Origin of the sequence: Clostridium sp. FP2 (genome assembly GCF_011065955.2) — a bacterium.
GTDB classification, from domain to species: domain Bacteria; phylum Bacillota; class Clostridia; order Clostridiales; family Clostridiaceae; genus Clostridium_AD; species Clostridium_AD tagluense.
This window is the reverse complement of the sequence record NZ_JAAMNI020000001.1, coordinates 4,260,637-4,278,845: the sequence shown is the minus strand read 5'-3', so window position 1 is coordinate 4,278,845 and position 18,209 is coordinate 4,260,637. Positions and strand designations below refer to the sequence as shown.

Below are 18,209 nucleotides of genomic sequence, written 5' to 3'. Positions count from 1 at the left end.
ATTACTTTAAAAGAGAAATGAGGTGAATTTGAATGCAAATCGTAAGTGTAATAATACCATTTTATAATCAAGGTTATTTTTTGGAAGAATGTATTGAAAGTGTAAATAAACAAACATATAAATATATTGAAATTATTATTGTGAATGATGGTTCCGATGATGAAAATTCAATAAAAGTATTTGAAAAAATTAAAATAAAATATCCAAATATAAAAATAATGTCAATACAAAATTCAGGAGTATCTACAGCAAGGAATACAGGGATAATGAGTAGTACGGGGGAGTATATTTTACCATTAGATGCGGATGATAAAATAGAAAGTACATATATCGAAAAATGTGTAGATGTGCTAAATCGCAATAGAGAAGTACATGTAGTATATTGCATAGGCAAGTGTTTTGGATTTAAAAAAGGGATTTTTGTATTAGATGATTTTTCAAAATTAAAGATGTTAAGTGAAAATCTTGTTTTTTGTACGGCTTTGTATAGAAAAAAAGACTTTGATCAAACTTGTGGATATAATCCAAATATGATTTACGGATATGAGGATTGGGATTTTTGGATTTCTATGATGGAGTTAGGCAAAAAGTTTTATAGGATAAATGAAATTCTTTTTTATTATAGGATAAAAGAAGAGTCACGTAATACAGTTACACATAAATTTCAAGATAAAAAAAATAATATGATTCAACAAATCTATCGTAACCACAAAGAGCTTTATAAAAAATATAATGTTAATTTAAATTATATAAATAATGAAGATGATAAAATTATAAAGTTCAGAAATTATTTTTGGTGGAGGACTAAATATTTAATTCAGAAAGTTAGGCTTACGTATTTATCGTTATTATGTAAATTATACAAAACACATACATAAATATTGTAATCTGTAAATATTAGTTTTAAATTTAAACGCGCACAAGAAGCAGCTTCTTAGTTTACATTGAGCATTATTAAATCTAAGGGAGTGTATACACTAATGGAAAATAGTTATATTCAAAATACAAAACTTATATTAATAAAGATAAAAAGAATTTTAAGTAATAAGTGTTTTAAGCATCATAAATTAAATAATCCTAAACTTTATATGACCCTTTTAATTAAAAATGAAGAGGATATTATAGAAGAAAATTTGATTTTTCATAAATCTATGGGAGTAGATGGATTTATAGTTACTGATAATAATTCAACAGATAAAACAAAAGAAATAATAGAAAAATACTATAAATTGGGATGGATAAAGCAAATAATATATGAAAAGGGTAAAGATCATTCACAAGCAATATGGGTTGATAGAATGATTAAGCTAGCTACAGAAAAATATAATGCTGATTGGGTAATAAATGCAGATGCAGATGAGTTTTGGTATAGTAAGAACAAAAATTTGAAAACAGAATTGAGAGGTACAAATACAAATGTACTGAAATGTAATATCTACAATATTCTTCCTAGTGAAACTAAATTATTTTATGATGGCATATTTATGGTTAAAAAGCCAATTGATAAAATAGAAGAATTCAATTTATCAAAATTTAATATGTATACTAAACAAATTGCAAAAGTTATTCACAGAACTAAAGGCTATAAACAGATATCACCAGGGAATCATGGTGTGAAAATGAAACTAAAGAGTGAAAAAAAATCCTCTGATATTATAATTTTTCATTACAATATTAGAGGATTGGAACATTTTAAATCTAAAATGATAAATGGTGGAAAAGCATTTGAAGAGAATTTAATACTTGATAAAAATATTGGAAAACATTGGAGATATTATTATGAAGGCTGGAAATCAGGGAAGCTTGATTTAGATGAAGAATATAACAAAACGATTGCATTACAATTTAGAGAATTATTTTTGAAACAGGGTATTATTATAGAAAATAGAAATGTGAAAACATATTTGGAAAATATATTAAAGTAGGTGAACATATGTTTAGTACAATGAAGAGAATATTTAATAAGGGTAAAAGAACAATCAGAAGATTCGGACAAAAGGTATCACAAGAAGAAATGTTTATTTTGGATGATTATGAAAGAAATCTTCCTAAGGTTTTAACAACAACAGAAACTTTAGAATTAATAATGAAAAATAAATCTTCAATATGTAGATATGGAGATGGTGAGTTTGACATATGTAATCAAGAAAATAAACTAGATCCATATCAAAGACCAAGTGACAAATTAACAAGCAGATTAACTGAAATTATATTATCTCCAAGCTGTAGTAAAATAATAGTATGTATACCACCATTTAATTCTAAATACAATAATATAAAAAATTATTATGGAAAATTATCGTTTTGGCAATGGTATTGGTTAAATAAATATTCTAAAATAAAACCGCTACTTAATAAAGAAATATATGGGAATTCATTTGTATCTAGAAATGCTGTCTTTTATGAAAACAATTTATCTACGATAAAATGTCTATGGGATAATAGAGATGTTGTTTTTGTATATGGAAGGAATGGTCGCTTTGATATTCACAGTAATTTATTCAATAGCATAAAAAAATATTCAGTTATTCATGTAAGTCCTGTTAATGCATTTGAAGAATATGATGATATTTTAGAGAAATGCATTAAGTTTGATAAACAAAGTTTATTTTTAATTGCAGCAGGTCCTACTGCGACAGTATTAGCATATGATTTGAGTAGTTTTGGTTATCAAGCTTTGGATGTAGGGCACTTACCTAATTGTTATGAACAATATCTAGGTCATATCGTATCTCCAGAAAATTTGCCATTAATAAAAAGGAAATAAGAGGTTTTTATGGAAAATAGAACTAGTAATTCGATGAAAAATATATTGACTGGAATAATACTACAATTTACTACTATTTTATTGAGCTTAATTTCTAGAAAGATTTTTCTAGACAATTTAGGAATAGAAATATTAGGGGTCAATGGAGTGATTTCCAATTTAGTATCAATGTTAGCACTTGCAGAATTAGGTATAGGTACGGCTATTTCTTATAGTCTCTATAAACCATTAGCAGAGAATGACCACGAACAAATTAATGCAATTATGACTTTATATTCAAAATTATACAAATATATAGCTATGATTGTAATGATATTAGGATTAATGATGTTGCCCTTTTTAAAATATTTTATACATACAAACTTCACAATTAGTTTTATAAAATTAATTTATTTCATATTTTTAATAGATACAGTTATGTCTTATTTTTTGGCATATAGGAGAACTATATTGTCGGCAGATCAAAAAAATTATATTGCTGATAGAATAACCATTATATTTTCAATTGCATTAACAATTTTTCAAATAACAGTGATTTTATTAACAAAAAATTATATATTCTTCATACTTATTAAGCTATTTATGGGTATTGGGCAAAATCTAATCATTTATATATTAACGAATAAAAAATATGATTATTTAAAAAATCAATTTAAAATAGAATTGAATCCAGACATAAAAAAGAATATTATAAAAAATGTTAAGGCTTTGTTTTTAGCAAATATATCTGTATACATAATATTCGGAACTGATAGCATACTACTATCAATTTTCTCCGGAATTTCAATAGTGGGATTATATTCTAATTATACATTAATAATTAACGCAATAAAGAGCATAATATCAAAAATATTTTTAGGTACAACAGCAAGTTATGGGAATTTACTAGTGTGTGGAAATTATAAAGATAAGAACGATATTTTTAATATTTTATATTTTATTAATTTTTGGATATCCACCTTTTCTTCTGTTTCATTAATAGTATTAATAAATCCGTTTATAGAGATTTGGTTAGGAAAGTCTATGGTATTACCTGTTGCAGTTGTTTATATAATAGTATTTACATTCTATTCTGATTCTATGAGAAGCTCAATTGAATTGGTTAAAGGCGCAGCAGGGTTATATAGTCCATATCCTTTTTTTAAGTATTGGATAGTTATGGAAGCTATAGTGAATTTGATTACATCCATAGTTTTAGCTAAAACTATGGGACTTGGCATGTATGGTGTATTTTTAGGAACGGCGATAAGCACAATGATACCAACATATGTTATGCCATGGAATGTTTATAAATATGTCTTAAAAAAGAGTTCTAAAACCTATTATTTTAAAAGTGTATTGTACAGCTTAATTAGTTTTGGTCTTATTGTTACAACATATTACATTGGAGGTTTAATTAATTATACAAACATATATATTTCATTTATATTAAAGGTTTTTTTGTGTATATTAATACCAAATGCTTTTATTTTTGTTATGTTTCATAATACCTATGAATTTAAGTATATGCTTAAAAAAATATTGAAAAAGAATTAGAAAACTCATCACCCTGTTCTTGAAAAAGTTCAACAGGTATATTAGTAAGGAGTTAACTGAAAGTTACCGTATATGAGGGCTGATTAGCTACCTGAAAAAAATAGAATAGAGAGACAGCTTGGTGAAAGTAAGGTAATTGATGCGAAGAGGGTGAAGAAATTAAGATAGCACAAAAATGATAAGTATATCAAAGCGATTAACTCAATTTCACATAGTTAAGTTATAAAAAAATTATAAGCAAAAACTACAATTTCTAAGGAGGCAAAACATGAAAGGCATTATTCTAGCCGGTGGTTCCGGCACAAGACTCTATCCAATAACTAAATCCGTATCAAAACAAATACTCCCAATATATGATAAGCCAATGATATATTACCCATTATCCGTATTAATGCTTGCAGGTATAAAAGAAATATTAATTATTTCAACACCAAGAGATGTAGTAACTTTTGAAGAGTTACTAGGTGATGGAAGTGATATAGGACTTAAATTACAGTATGCGATTCAAGAAGAGCCAAGAGGACTTGCAGATGCATTTATTATAGGCGAAGAGTTCATAGGAAATGATAAGGTAGCTTTAGTCCTTGGAGATAATATTTTCCATGGTTATGGTTTTACTGAAAGATTAACGAGAGCCTCAGAAAGAGAAGGAGCTACTATTTTTGGTTATCATGTAAGTAATCCAACTGAATTTGGTGTTGTTGAATTTGATAAAGATAATAATGTAGTATCTATAGAGGAAAAACCTTTAAAGCCTAAATCAAATTACGCTGTTCCAGGCTTATATTTTTATGATAATGATGTAGTGGAAATTGCTAAAAATGTCAAGCCTTCAGATAGAGGTGAAATAGAAATAACAGCAGTAAATAATGAATATTTAAGGCGGGGAAAATTAAAAGTTGAACTTTTTGGTAGAGGAATGGCTTGGCTTGATACAGGAACTCACAGAGGACTACTGGATGCAGCAAATTTTGTTGAAGCTATTCAGACTAGGCAAGGATTGTATGTAGCTTGTATAGAAGAGATAGCTTATAGAAATGGCTTTATAAACAGACAGGAGCTTTTAAAGATAGCAGAACCGTTAATGAAAACTGAATATGGTAAGTATTTAGTGCAGATTGCTGACGAGTATAATAAAGCTAATTTAGAAGCAGTTACTGTAGCAGAGTAATGAAGGGAGGAACATATGGGAAAGTTTAATTTTATAGAAACTAAGATAAATGGTATATACATAATTGAACCTAAAGTTTTTGGTGACAATAGAGGTTATTTTATGGAGACCTATAATAAGAATGACTTCTTTGAAGCTGGGCTTAGGATGGAATTTGTTCAAGATAATGAATCAAAGTCTAAAAAAGGAGTACTTAGAGGACTTCATTTTCAAACTAAACATACTCAAGGGAAATTAGTTCGAGTTACAGAGGGACAAGTCTTTGATGTAGCCGTAGATTTAAGAAAGGGTTCACCTACCTTTGGAAAATGGGAAGGAGTAATCCTTACAGCTGAGAATAAAAAACAGTTTTATGTTCCAGAAGGATTTGCACATGGATTTTTAGTTATGTCAGATGTGGCTGTGTTTAATTATAAATGCACAGATTACTATGCTCCTGAATATGATAGTGGGGTACTATGGAATGATGAAGATATAGCTATAAAGTGGCCACTTGAAGGTATAGAAGAGATTTTATTGTCAGACAAGGATAAGTTGCAAAACAAACTAAAAGATTTAGAAATACCATTTGAATATAAAGGGGTGTAGGTGTTTATGAAAACTTATTTAGTAACAGGTGGGGCTGGATTTATAGGTGCAAATTTTGTTCATTATATGTTAAATAAATATTCAGATATAAAAATTATAAATTTAGATAAATTAACTTATGCAGGAAATTTAGAAAACTTGAAAGATATAGAAAATAATATAAACTATACTTTTGTTCAAGGAGATATATGTGACAAAGAGTTAGTAGAAAAATTATTTGCAGAAATTGATATTGATTATGTTGTAAACTTTGCAGCAGAATCCCATGTAGATAGAAGCATAAAAGAACCAGAAATATTTGTAAAGACAAACGTTTTAGGCACAGTAAACCTTTTAAATGTAGCTAAAAATGCATGGGCAATTGGAGATGGCTTTAAAGAAGGCAAGAAGTTTATGCAAGTATCCACAGATGAAGTATATGGATCACTTGGCGCTACAGGATTCTTCCTTGAAACTACACCACTAGACCCACATAGCCCATATTCTTCAAGCAAAACAGGTGCAGATCTAATGGTTAAGGCTTATTATGATACGTATAAAATGCCTGTAAATACAACTAGATGTTCAAACAACTATGGGCCATACCAATTTCCAGAAAAATTAATACCGCTCCTAATAAACAATTGCTTAAATCATAAAAATCTACCAGTATACGGTGATGGAATGAACATAAGAGATTGGTTATACGTTGAAGACCATTGCAAAGCTATAGATATGGTTATAAATAGTGGCAGAGTAGGAGAAATTTATAATATAGGCGGACACAATGAGAGAACTAATATGCAAATAGTTAAAACTGTTATAAATTACTTGAATGAAAGTGTAGATAGTGAAATAACAGAAAAACTAATAACTTATGTTGAAGATAGAAAAGGTCATGACATGCGATACGGAATAGATCCAGCTAAGATAAAAGAAGAGCTTGGATGGCAACCTGAAACTACCTTTGAAGTAGGAATTGCAAGGACAATAAAATGGAATTTAGACAATAAACAGTGGATGGATAACATTACTTCAGGAGAGTACCAAAAATATTATAACAATATGTATGAAAAATAATTTATATAATGAAGCTCTTAGGGATTTAACTCTAGGAGTTTTTCTTTAATAAGATAGTGCCATCCATGTGGCATGCGGAAGCTAGGCGAAGATGGGAATTACTAAAATTTATCTAAGTATAAATTTTAGTAGTTTTTTCGTCGTTAAAGGAAGTTTTCACCACATTAATGGAATATTTATTATAATGTTTGGGTAAGTAGTGCATAAGGTAATAAAAGAGGATATAATATAAATATAAGGGGAGTGGTATACATGGAATATGATATAAACAGAAAATTAAGTGATGGGTTTTTGATGTCGCCTAAAATAGACTTTGTTTTTAAGCTACTCTTTGGAGATGAAAAAAATAAAGATATTCTCATAGGGTTTTTAAGCGCAGTGCTAAAAATGTCACAGGAAGATTTTATAGGAATAGAAATTTGAGTGTATACCTTTAAAAAAACTTCATACCAGTTATCATGTAATTGAAGGTGAAACAGGGTATAGATTGACAGATGTATTAGAAGTACATTTTTTAGAATTACCCAAATTATTTAAAGAAGATATAGAAAAGGATGAAAATGATCCAATAGTAGAATGGATGGAATTCTTAGATGGTAAATCGAAGGGGGTAATGGAAATGCTTGCAAGTAAGAATGAAAATATAAAGAAAGCCTACGACCTTCTACAGGTTATAAGTCAAGATGAAAATGCAAGAATGGCTTATGAAGCAAGAGAAACTGAAATTCGTGATCAAATGATGAGAATAAAATCAGCAGAAGAAAGAGGCAAAATGGAAATTGCAACAAATTTATTAAAACTAGGAGTTAGTGTAGATATAATAATTAAAGCTACAGGTCTTTCCGAAGAAAAGGTTATACAAATAAAGAAAGAGTTAGAAAGTTAGCAAGAAGTTCGCGTTGCGACCTCAAGCACCTCGGAGGCCAAAAAAAATACTAGGAGCACTCGGAGGGCATCAAAGATGGGACATCTGATGCGATAGAAAAGGAAAAGTTGGGTAAAAAAGATAGAGAAAAATTAGTAACACTAGAAATAGTTGAAAATAAAGAGCTAACACCTGAATTAATCGGAGATAAGACAGGCATAATAGATGTTCGAGCTAAAACAGAAGATGGTACACAACTTGAAATAGAAGTGCAGTTAACAAATCAGCACAACATGGATAAAAGGACAATGTGGTACTGGGGAGAAATGTTCTCAGAAGGAATAAAAAAGGGAGAAGATTATAAGAATTTACCTAAAGTCATAACTATAAACATAGTAGACTTTGAATACATTAAAATCCCTGATAAATTCCACACAACTTTTCATTTGTGGGAAGATGAGGTCAAGGACTACATGCTAACAGATGTAGTAGAGATTCATTTTATAGAGATGGAAAAATTTAGAAAGTTAAAAAATAAGAATTTAAAAGAAGATAAGCTACAAAGATGGTTATCCTTTAATAAAAAAGAAAATGATGCAATAACAAGTAGCACCTCTTGAGTAGCAAGGCAGCCCATATTCTTCAAGTAAAACAGGTGCAGATTTAATGGTTAAGGCTTATTATGATACGTATAAAATGTCTGTAAATACAACTAGATGTGAAGTTGGGTAGAAAAGTTGAGAAAAGCATAGAAACAAAAAAACTTGGCGGTAGCCAGAGAGTGGAACTGCTGAAATTTATAGAAGTATATATTTTCGGTAGTTTTTTTGTCTTTAAGAATCACTTTGCAATAGTATGTTGATAAGATTGATATATGTAAAGATTCAGTTTAACTTAAGTAGCAGCAAGAACGCAGTCGGACCTTTCTCTTCTTTTGTATAAAACATGTAAGTTTTGCGTATTGATAAAAAAAACTTATAATGATATAATCTGATTAGAATAGCATAGGATAATATAAATGGTGGTGTTAAAATGGATAAAGAAACAAAACAGATGTTTGAATTGGTATTGGCCAAGTTAGACAGTATGGAACGAAAGCAAGATAGTATGGAACGAAAGCAAGATAGTATGGAACGAAAGCAAGATAGTATGGATAAAAGACAAGATGAAGTGTATATAATGCAAAGAGGGTTAGAAGAAAATGCTAAAGTAACAAGAGCAGAACAAGATAAAATGATGCATATACTTTCTGACATACAAGGTAAGGTTACAAAATTAACTGGAGAAGTTGAAGAACATGAAAATTTTATTAGTCAAATAAGATCTATTAAATAAAAACTAAGATAAGAATATAAACAAAAAAGCTTGGCGGAGCAAGGCGCTGACCACTAAAATATTTAAATATATTTCAGTGGTTTTTTTCGTCGGGAAGAGAAGGATATGCTATATTTAATTCAAAAATTATAGTAATTGTGGTATTATATAACTATAAAAGTAAAGGGAGGAGTATATGCATACAACTAAGAAGTTAAGGAAAAACAAACTAATATGGGCACTAATTATTTTATTAGGAGTGCTAGCAATTTTTTCATACCTTATATTATATAATGGTGGAGTAGTACTTAAAAAAACCACTTCCACAGAGGTTATAGATAAACTTAAAAATGTACAGGTAAAAGGTGGGCAATTTGAATTAACTCAAAAGAATATAGATGAGTTAAGTAGCTTATATTTTGCAAAGCCTATAAGTAAAGGAAACGTAACCCTTACAGGAGTTAGTATTCAAATTTATAATGACGAGATTTTAATTAAGGCTCCTATCAGTTACAAGAAGCTTGATTTGTTATTGTCCTCCAAGGGAAAAATAGATTTTTCTAATGGGAAAATTACATATACTGCTGATAATTTCAAAATTGGCAAGCTTACACTACCTAAAAAATTAGTAATGTCCCAAATATTAAAGCTTAAGAATGAGAGAATTTATGTTGAGGACAATTTAATAAAAATTAATCCAAGCATAATTCCTTTTAAGATAAGTAGTCTTAAAATTAAAGATAATAAAATTTTAGCTGCAGCCTTGACTCAGGGTAAAAAAACTTCATTTGCAGATCTTAATAAAATGAGTGAGAAAGAAATAGATAAACAACTAGCTTCAGTTAAGGAGAAAATACAAAGTGCCACTGCACTTATGAATGATGCAGAAAAGGCAAAAGCAAAAGAAATTCAAGGCATCATAGAAGAGGTTAAGGGGAAATCTATAGAAGAAAAGAAAAAAGCTATAAGTGATACTATTGGTCAACTTAATGAGGCTATTAATAAAACAACAGACGGCGCGAAAAAGAAAGAATTAGAAAAAATAAAAGCAGAGGCAAAAAGGGTTGAAAATGCTGCAGCTGAAAAGGAAAAGATATCTCAGCAGCAAAACCAGGTTAGGCGAGGTGCATTAATAAAAGCTGCGGAGGATCTAAACGGTGCATATTCTCAGGTAGAGACTTCAAAAGAGAAGCAGATAATATCAATAATGCAGTCAACTATGGATAAGATGGCATCCGACCCTTCCTATAATTCTAGCTCAGAGCAATCTTCTGTTAAGTCTATGTATAGTACATTAGATGCAGGTAGCAGGAATAAAGTCAAGTATGCATTAGCTTCTAATGTTGAAGGTAGCAATCTTCAATTGCTAAGAGAGATTTTTGGAGTATAAGACCATTATAATAAAAGCTATCAAAATACATGAGAAGTATTTTGATAGCTTTATTTTTTGGATTTTCAGGGCTAATGGGTCGAAAATTAGCGAATTAGTTATTTATTTATAAAAAAATATGATATGATAGAACAATTGGAATTAATATAATGATTACAAAGTAAAAACTAATTAATTATGAAGATTAAAAAAAATGGATAGTGGAGGCTAAACAATATGTTTACAGCTTTAAAAATAGCCTGGAGATTTTTGATAAACAGTAAGATTCAAACATTAGTAATAATTTTAGGTATTGCCATAGGGATTTCAGTACAAATATTCGTTGGGCTGCTGAGTATGGGACTTGAAACTACATTGCTGGATAAAGTGGTTGGGAATTCCACTCATATAACAATCTACCCTAAGAATAGTATAATAGAAAATTATCATGAAAAGGAAGCCAAAATTAGAAAACTGGATAGTAAAATAACATCAGTGGCGCCCGTAGTGGAGTATGGTGCATCTATTAAGCTTAGGGATATGGTTGAAGCAATTCAAATTAGAGGATTTATTTCTAAAGATTTGGATTCATTATATAATATAAAAAATAAAATTTATAAGGGAAGAACCATCCAAAATCCTAAAGAAGCAATATTAGGAAAGGAACTTAGTGAAAAATTAGGCTTAAAAATAAATGATAATATTGATGTAATAACCCCTGATGGAAGGAATACGGTCATAAAAGTGGTAGGCTTTTATGATTTAGATACAATAAAGGTTAATAAAATTTTAGTTATTACAGATTTAAAAACTGCTCAAGATTTAGCGGGGGTTGGTGATGCTGCAAGCTCTATGCAATTATCTACAAGTGATCCTTATAATGCAGATTCTATTGCAACTAAAATAGAAACTGGGCTAAAAGATAAAAATTTAAAGATAGAAAATTGGAAAGATCAAAATAAACTATTAGTAAGTGCTATAATGGGCGAAAAAGTATGTAGTATAGTAATTCAACTTTGCGTAATGATTGCAGCCGTTTTAAGTATAATAAGTATAATGGGTATAAGTGTGGTTCAAAAATACAAGCAAATAGGTATTTTAAAGGCCATGGGTATAAAAGATGGTTCGGCTGGTGCTATATTTTTAATTCAAGCTTTTATATTAGGTATAGTTGGTACTTGCCTTGGTGTGGGTTTAACCTATATATATATAAGAGGCTTTAATAGATATATAGTTTCATCAGATGGAACGCCTATAGTTAAGATAATTATAAATTATAGCTTTATAATTAAATTATGTATTATTGATGTAATTGCCTCAACGCTAGCAGCATTTTTTCCAGCTATAAAATCCTTTAAATTAACGCCTGTGGAGGTCATAAAAAATGGATAGTATTATACAACTGAAAAATATCAATAAGATTTATGGCAGAAGAGTTAAAACACAAGTATTAAATAATATAAATTTATCTATTGATAAGGGATCTCTTAATGCTATTATAGGAGAATCTGGTAGTGGTAAAACTTCATTATTAAATATAATAGGGATGCTGGACAAGCCTACAAGTGGACAAGTAGAAATGGAAGGTAAAAGAATAGACAAAATGAGTAGAAGGTCTTTAGCCTCTATTAGAAATAGAGAGATAGGTTTTGTATTTCAATTTCATTATTTATTACCAGAGTTTAATGCATTGGAAAATGTGCTTATGCCACATTCTATAAGAAATTTATTTTCTGGTAGAAAAACTCGTGAAAAAGCAAAAGAACTTCTTGAACTAGTGGGACTTCCAACGGTTAGGCATAACAAAGTATATGATTTGTCTGGGGGAGAGCAACAAAGGGTGGCAATTGCTAGGGCACTTATGAATAATCCTAAAATAATACTGGCAGATGAGCCTACAGGGAATTTGGATTCTCATTCCTCTGAAGTTATATACAATATATTTAGAGATATAAATAAAAATTTTGGAACTACCTTTATAATAATAACTCATGATGAAAGAATAGCAAAAAAAACAGATAGAATAATTGAAATAAAAGATGGTGTAATTTAAAGAAATCAAATTACAAAGAAAATAGTGCCTTTATGGCACTATTTTTTTTATATTTCACAGGATAATTTATCTGTGAAATTGACAAAATGATTAATTAATTAAAAAAATATATAATTATTTTACTGCAAAAAATGTCGAATCGAAGTTAAGAATATATTTCCAAAGATAGGAGCTAAACTTAGCGTTAAATAATTTCTGTGCAAAATTTTAATAATTAAGTTTGAAAAATACGGTTATTCATATAAACTAAAGATTTTAGTGATTTTTTTATTTATTAACATTTCGACAATATACGACTAGAAATTAAATCGTTTCTAGTAAATAGTTAATTTCATTAGTATAATTACTGATAATGAATAATTTACCTTAAATAATGGTTTAACTTACCTGTTGTAATTCGACATATTTCTAGTATAATACAATTAGATTGTTATTTAAATCCAAATATATTTTAAGAAATATTATCTAGGACTAGCCTATTAAAGGCTTGAAAGCTAAAAGAGATTTTAGACCACAGAAAAGAAGGATATAATTTTTCTTTATGGAATTAACAGGGCGAATTTTAATATCATAAGGTAAAAAACGAAAAAAATATTTTAATATGCCATAACTATAGTTGAAATTTGACGAAATATGGTATATAATAGAATAATAATATGAAAATTGTAGAAATTTGAAATGAACATTGTAATTGTTCTCCGGATTTAAGGATTTTATTAAAAATGCGGTAGGAATAAAAAATATCACAAGCACATTGAAGTCTTTAATTATAATCTTACTATAAAACTGGCCAAGCCATTTTATAGTAAGAAAAAATAGCGACCTAGGGGGCGTGTAATTAAAGAAAAGCTAATTGTACTCTTTAAAAAGACTACAATTATAATTATGTTTTTATTTTTATATAAAATAAAAAAGATCTATTAATGGGAGGGACAAACATATGAAAAGAATCAAAAGAACGTTAAGTATATTTATGGCAGCACTATTTGTAATGGTTGGAATTTTGGGCAACGTTACGGCAAAAGCCGAGGCAGTAGTTGTTCCAGTAGTAAATTATGTTGGAGTAGAACATTCACCACTAGTGGTAGGGGATACTGAAAAATTTACAGTAACTTCATCAAATTATGAAGGCCTAGTACAATACAGAGCATTCCTTTTCGACGGCAAACAGTGGAATGAATTAACAAGTGGATATGGTGCAGCAGTAGATTCTAAAACACCATATGCGTTACCAGAAACAAAAAAATTCACACTAGGAAAGCAACAGCTTTCAGTTTGGGTAAAGAAAGCTGGAACGACAGGCGTTAAATCAAACAAAAACGGTGACTTTGATAGTTACTATGTAGCAGCACTAAACTGTGTAGCTAAAGATGATGCAAATAGAGTATACGCTGATGGAAAAGCAGATTATACAGTTAATGGACTGAAATTAACTTTTAATAAAATAGAAGGAATAGGCGGAATCGAAGGACCATACAAATACGCAATACATATAATGGATCCGTTGACTGGAGTATGGACAAAGAGAGTAACTACTTATCAAGAAACTCCATCATACACATTCGCAAAAGCAGGAACTTACATGGTTGTTGTACATGCAAACACAGAAAAATCAACAACTTGGGAAAAATACCTAGCACAAGACAAAACAGTTGCAAATCAAGGTTCAACATATGGAACATATGAAGCTTGGAAAACAATAATGGTAACTGTTAAAGCAGAAGATACAGTAAAAGTATTTGATACTACTGTTAAAGAAGCTACATTTGGATCATTAGTAAATGTAACTATGACAGCAGATGGCATTAAAAACTTTGCTACAGCTACGCAATACCAAATATTTAATGGTACAAGCGCTATATCATCTATGAGTAACTTAGGAGAGGCTACAACAGTTTTTCCAGCTAAAGTTTCTGGTGATAAAGTAAATGTTAAATTATTTGATGCAAGTGCAAAAGAACTTAAAGTTATAGAAGCTCTTTTAGGACAATCAGGAACAATTGCAGTTGTGCCAGTAGAACCAGTAGATCCGAGTACAGTAGAAGTTAAAGCGACAGTAAAACCTGCTGCATTTGGAGCATTAGTAACTGTTACATCAACTTTAAAAGACGCAGTTAAATACCAAGTATTTAATGGTACAGAAGCTTTATCAGCTATAGAAGTTCTAGGAACAGCTACAACAGTTTTCCCTGGAAAAGTTGCAGGAGACAAAGTTAATGTTAAATTAATAAATGAAGCTGGAACAGTAATTGCAACAAACGAAGTAGCTTTAGTAGCTGCTAACTAATAACTTTTAAAAGAACTTTAATCCTTAATTAATATTTGATTAAGGGTAGTTAATAAGAAAAATCAACTAAAATAATGGAGGTAGAAATATATGAATAAAAAAATTACAAGTTCAGTTCTTGCTGCTGTAATCATAGCAGGAACAACATCTTTCTCAGCTTTTGCTGCAATGGCAAATGGTACTGTTGTAATAGGAAACAAAGCTTTTGACTTAGCTTATGCTAATGATGTGAAAAATCTTACTGAAATCACTAATGCAATAATTGCAGGTGGAGCAGTTTACGTTAAAGATTTCCAAGGAAATTGGATAGACAATACTACAGGACTCTTTGTAAATGCAAGTGTTATACCCGCTGTAGTTTATAAGAATGCTGCTGGAATAGAAACTAATTTTGATGCTAAAGATACAGATATAGTGACTACAACATCAGTTACGACAGTAAATGCAATTAATGCTAAAACTCTTGAAGTTAAATTTAACAAAGCAGTTGACGCAATAGATGCTGCAATTATAACAAAATATGCTGTAGCAGGCATAGATATCACGAAGGTAGTAGTTTCAGAAGATGGTAAGACTGTTACGTTAACAACTAAAACTGAGTTAAAAGTTTCAAATGCTAAAGTAACTGTTTCACCAATCAAAACAAAATCAGATGTTACCGTTTTAACAGCTGAGTTCAATACACTTCTAACATTTGCAGATACAACTTCAGCTACCGTTAAATCTGTTGCAGCAAAAGGAACTACAGCGGTTATCACTTTTGATGAGCCTATACAAAATGAAGGAACAGTAAGCTTAGATGGTGTTCAGCTTTCTGGTACTCAATATACTTTAGTTGATAATATGCTAACAATCACAGGGTTAACTGCTGATAAGTCTTATAAAGTAGATATTATTGGAGCAACTGACTTTGCAGGCAATATCTCGAACCCTATGGCTGTTAACTTCACAGTAGACAAGCTAGTAGTTGATAGTTCAAAGCCAACTGTAACTTCTACAGTTAATGGTACAGAAATCACTTTTGATTTCTCAGAGGAATTATCTAAGCAGAACCTTGATGGTAACGCTTCTATTGAAGAGTATGCAAAAGTAACTGTAGGAACTAGTGTTTTCTACTTGACTGATGCTCAAATTAAAGATACTACTGATAAAACTAAATTCACTGTAGATGCAGTATCTGTATTGGCTTCAGAGAAATTTATAAATACAACAGTTAAAGTAGAAGGACAAAAAGATCTAGCATTGAATGCTGGAGATGCATTTGAATTCAATGTTACTCTAACTAAAGATTCAACTCCTGCTACTCTTTCATCTACTTCAACAAAAATGTTAGTAGCTGATGATACAGCGGTTAATACAGATAAAGATGCTTTATATCTTACTTTCAATGAGCCTGTAAAAGTTAACGGTGCATTAACTCTTAAAACTAAGAATGGCATTGTTTACACTGCTGGAACTGTAACAAATGTAAATGAAATTACTGGAGCTGGTTTTGATGTTGATGCCAACGGTAAAATTGAAGGTACTGAGCTAAATACTATTAAAGTTGATATGGACTTAGATAGTAACTCCGCATACACTTTCGAATTAGCTGCTGGATCCGTATCAGACTTGTCTGGAAATGTAAATGCAAGTGTGATTACATTTAATGCTTCATCTGGTACTTTCCAAACTTCACCTGGAACAGTTACAGCTTCATTAGCATTTGCTAGCACTACACCTGTTGTAGTAGATCCTACTAATAGTAAAGTATTTACTGTTGAGTATGCTACAAATGTTACTACTTCAGCTACAACAGCATTTAATTACACTCTTGGAGGAAAAGCATTACCAACAGGAACTGAACTTCAGTTTGTTGATGGTACTAAGAAAGTAAGATTCACATTACCTGAAGGATCTATTACTGCTAATGGTAATTATGGTCTTGAAGCTAAGAATGTTATAGATGCAATTGGAAACACTTTGAAAGATGGCAAAGCAACTGTTCAAGTTCCATTAAAAGAAAATGTTGCTCCAGTAGCTTCTAAAATAACTGTAGTTGATAGCAAAAATTTCACTGTTGATTTCTCTGAATTACTTGTAGGTACTACAACTCCAAGTGGGGTTATAGTGAAAGTCAATGGAACTGTGGTTACTGCAGTTGTTACAATAGCTAATGGTAAATTAGCTATTAAAACTACTAACGATTACGCATTAACAGATACAATTACTGTTGAATTCAAAGCTACAAACTTAGTAGATGGCAATGGCAACATTGTTAAAGACTCTGTTATTTCTAAATAGAAATAGTAAATTAGTGTTTTAATTAAAGGCCCTGTGGAGATGCTCTCCACAGGGCCTTTTTAAAGAGGGGTCAGGCACTTGTAAAAAAATGTCGGGTGACAGGCACTTGTAAAAGAATGGGAAAGTACAAAAAGCTTTTATAATACTTAAAACAATGATAAAATTAAAATATGTGTTATAGAAGGACAAGTTCATCTTTGAGCTTGTTTGAGTACAATGTAAAATTAATGATTGAAATATTATTTCGTAAATACTATTTTAATGAGAGGAGAAAAATATATGAATGATGTTATAAATTTCAAAGAAGGTTCCAATAACAGTATAGTTGTTGATATTTCCGATACAAACTCTATTGTTAGTATTACAGTTCCTTCAACAGAAGTATATAGTGCAGACAAAGAAAATGCCTGTGCATTTAAGGTTAATGAGGATGGAAAAATAATAATTAATTGTAAAACTGGTGAAGATAGTATTGAAATATCAACTACTATTACTAAAGAGGAAATTAAGGAGGAAAGTTTAATTGATACCTTTGAAAAAATACCAGAAGGGTTATCAGAGGCTGAAATAAGTAAAATTTTAGAATTTATAACGAAAAAGGCTCCAAAAGAAGGCGGATGTAGTAGAATATATCCATATAGCGTTAGTGAAACAGAGGGTGGAGACATAAAGATTACATTAGTGATATATAATGGAGATAAGTCACAATTAGACTTACCACAAATATCACTAAAATTGATAGATGCAAATAAATCAATAATAATAGCAGAATTAGTTGATATAAATGCAGTAGTGAATAGTGGGAAAATAGGAATATTTGAAACCATAGTAAGTAAAGAAAAGCTGAAAGAAAAGACTATTAATTTGAAAAAATGGGATATAAATTTTACTGTATAAAATTAAATATGAAAAATAGT

General features: G+C 30.0%; 17 protein-coding genes. All 17 read left to right on the top strand.

Going from position 1 to position 18,209, the window contains the following annotated elements; all coding sequences use genetic code 11:
* The first annotated feature begins 32 nt into the window (after window positions 1–32).
* The 17 genes from G9F71_RS20270 (at window position 33) to G9F71_RS20195 (ending at window position 18,189) form a co-directional block, all read left to right on the top strand.
* Window positions 33–878 (top strand): glycosyltransferase family A protein, encoded by an 846-nt coding sequence (locus G9F71_RS20270; RefSeq protein ID WP_164948495.1) that lies wholly within the window; start codon window positions 33–35, stop codon window positions 876–878.
* Between the two features lie 102 nt (window positions 879–980).
* Window positions 981–1,925, top strand: coding sequence for a glycosyltransferase family 2 protein (locus tag G9F71_RS20265; RefSeq protein WP_164948494.1), 945 nt, complete (start codon window positions 981–983; stop codon window positions 1,923–1,925).
* A gap of 20 nt (window positions 1,926–1,945) precedes the next feature.
* A complete protein-coding gene (locus G9F71_RS20260) occupies window positions 1,946–2,767 on the top strand; it encodes a GT-D fold domain-containing glycosyltransferase (protein ID WP_164948493.1) in 822 nt (273 codons plus the stop codon).
* 9 nt (window positions 2,768–2,776) lie between these two features.
* The gene (locus G9F71_RS20255; RefSeq protein WP_164948492.1) at window positions 2,777–4,303 is read left to right on the top strand and encodes a lipopolysaccharide biosynthesis protein; all 1,527 of its coding nucleotides are present in this window, start codon (window positions 2,777–2,779) and stop codon (window positions 4,301–4,303) included.
* Window positions 4,304–4,571: 268 nt separating this feature from the next.
* On the top strand, window positions 4,572–5,474 hold the full coding sequence (gene rfbA, locus G9F71_RS20250) for a glucose-1-phosphate thymidylyltransferase RfbA (protein WP_164948491.1): 903 nt from the start codon (window positions 4,572–4,574) through the stop codon (window positions 5,472–5,474).
* A gap of 15 nt (window positions 5,475–5,489) precedes the next feature.
* Complete coding sequence (rfbC, locus tag G9F71_RS20245) at window positions 5,490–6,062, top strand: dTDP-4-dehydrorhamnose 3,5-epimerase (protein WP_164948490.1); 573 nt, start codon at window positions 5,490–5,492, stop codon at window positions 6,060–6,062.
* A gap of 6 nt (window positions 6,063–6,068) precedes the next feature.
* Window positions 6,069–7,121 carry a dTDP-glucose 4,6-dehydratase gene (gene rfbB, locus G9F71_RS20240; RefSeq protein WP_164948489.1) on the top strand — a complete coding sequence of 351 codons (1,053 nt, stop codon included), beginning with the start codon at window positions 6,069–6,071 and terminating at the stop codon, window positions 7,119–7,121.
* A gap of 252 nt (window positions 7,122–7,373) precedes the next feature.
* Window positions 7,374–7,544 carry an Rpn family recombination-promoting nuclease/putative transposase gene (locus G9F71_RS27420; protein ID WP_263488235.1) on the top strand — a complete coding sequence of 57 codons (171 nt, stop codon included), beginning with the start codon at window positions 7,374–7,376 and terminating at the stop codon, window positions 7,542–7,544.
* 64 nt (window positions 7,545–7,608) lie between these two features.
* Window positions 7,609–8,007: an Rpn family recombination-promoting nuclease/putative transposase gene (locus tag G9F71_RS27415; RefSeq protein WP_263488234.1), complete on the top strand. Its 399-nt coding sequence runs from the start codon at window positions 7,609–7,611 to the stop codon at window positions 8,005–8,007.
* 107 nt (window positions 8,008–8,114) lie between these two features.
* Entirely contained in the window at window positions 8,115–8,606 is a 492-nt protein-coding gene (locus tag G9F71_RS27410; RefSeq protein WP_224626520.1) for an Rpn family recombination-promoting nuclease/putative transposase, read from the top strand.
* A 412-nt stretch (window positions 8,607–9,018) separates the two neighbouring features.
* The gene (locus G9F71_RS20225; protein WP_164948488.1) at window positions 9,019–9,321 is read left to right on the top strand and encodes a hypothetical protein; all 303 of its coding nucleotides are present in this window, start codon (window positions 9,019–9,021) and stop codon (window positions 9,319–9,321) included.
* Between the two features lie 175 nt (window positions 9,322–9,496).
* Complete coding sequence (locus tag G9F71_RS20220; RefSeq protein WP_164948487.1) at window positions 9,497–10,690, top strand: hypothetical protein; 1,194 nt, start codon at window positions 9,497–9,499, stop codon at window positions 10,688–10,690.
* 216 nt (window positions 10,691–10,906) lie between these two features.
* A complete protein-coding gene (locus G9F71_RS20215) occupies window positions 10,907–12,061 on the top strand; it encodes an ABC transporter permease (protein WP_164948486.1) in 1,155 nt (384 codons plus the stop codon).
* Entirely contained in the window at window positions 12,054–12,722 is a 669-nt protein-coding gene (locus G9F71_RS20210) for an ABC transporter ATP-binding protein (protein ID WP_164948485.1), read from the top strand. The genes G9F71_RS20215 and G9F71_RS20210 overlap by 8 nt, the downstream gene beginning before the upstream one ends.
* Window positions 12,723–13,662: 940 nt before the next feature.
* Window positions 13,663–15,009 carry a hypothetical protein gene (locus tag G9F71_RS20205; RefSeq protein WP_164948484.1) on the top strand — a complete coding sequence of 449 codons (1,347 nt, stop codon included), beginning with the start codon at window positions 13,663–13,665 and terminating at the stop codon, window positions 15,007–15,009.
* A 90-nt stretch (window positions 15,010–15,099) separates the two neighbouring features.
* Window positions 15,100–17,292, top strand: a complete 2,193-nt coding sequence (locus tag G9F71_RS20200; protein WP_164948483.1) for an S-layer homology domain-containing protein — start codon at window positions 15,100–15,102, stop codon at window positions 17,290–17,292.
* Between the two features lie 279 nt (window positions 17,293–17,571).
* Window positions 17,572–18,189: an SLAP domain-containing protein gene (locus G9F71_RS20195; RefSeq protein ID WP_164948482.1), complete on the top strand. Its 618-nt coding sequence runs from the start codon at window positions 17,572–17,574 to the stop codon at window positions 18,187–18,189.
* Window positions 18,190–18,209: the final 20 nt, after the last annotated feature.

Coding starts and splice junctions, on each gene's coding strand:
- G9F71_RS20270 (WP_164948495.1), top strand. CDS start 33: ATGCAAATCGTAAGTGTAATAATACCATTTTATAATCAAGGTTATTTT.
- G9F71_RS20265 (WP_164948494.1), top strand. CDS start 981: ATGGAAAATAGTTATATTCAAAATACAAAACTTATATTAATAAAGATA.
- G9F71_RS20260 (WP_164948493.1), top strand. CDS start 1,946: ATGAAGAGAATATTTAATAAGGGTAAAAGAACAATCAGAAGATTCGGA.
- G9F71_RS20255 (WP_164948492.1), top strand. CDS start 2,777: ATGGAAAATAGAACTAGTAATTCGATGAAAAATATATTGACTGGAATA.
- rfbA (WP_164948491.1), top strand. CDS start 4,572: ATGAAAGGCATTATTCTAGCCGGTGGTTCCGGCACAAGACTCTATCCA.
- rfbC (WP_164948490.1), top strand. CDS start 5,490: ATGGGAAAGTTTAATTTTATAGAAACTAAGATAAATGGTATATACATA.
- rfbB (WP_164948489.1), top strand. CDS start 6,069: ATGAAAACTTATTTAGTAACAGGTGGGGCTGGATTTATAGGTGCAAAT.
- G9F71_RS27420 (WP_263488235.1), top strand. CDS start 7,374: ATGGAATATGATATAAACAGAAAATTAAGTGATGGGTTTTTGATGTCG.
- G9F71_RS20225 (WP_164948488.1), top strand. CDS start 9,019: ATGGATAAAGAAACAAAACAGATGTTTGAATTGGTATTGGCCAAGTTA.
- G9F71_RS20220 (WP_164948487.1), top strand. CDS start 9,497: ATGCATACAACTAAGAAGTTAAGGAAAAACAAACTAATATGGGCACTA.
- G9F71_RS20215 (WP_164948486.1), top strand. CDS start 10,907: ATGTTTACAGCTTTAAAAATAGCCTGGAGATTTTTGATAAACAGTAAG.
- G9F71_RS20210 (WP_164948485.1), top strand. CDS start 12,054: ATGGATAGTATTATACAACTGAAAAATATCAATAAGATTTATGGCAGA.
- G9F71_RS20205 (WP_164948484.1), top strand. CDS start 13,663: ATGAAAAGAATCAAAAGAACGTTAAGTATATTTATGGCAGCACTATTT.
- G9F71_RS20200 (WP_164948483.1), top strand. CDS start 15,100: ATGAATAAAAAAATTACAAGTTCAGTTCTTGCTGCTGTAATCATAGCA.
- G9F71_RS20195 (WP_164948482.1), top strand. CDS start 17,572: ATGAATGATGTTATAAATTTCAAAGAAGGTTCCAATAACAGTATAGTT.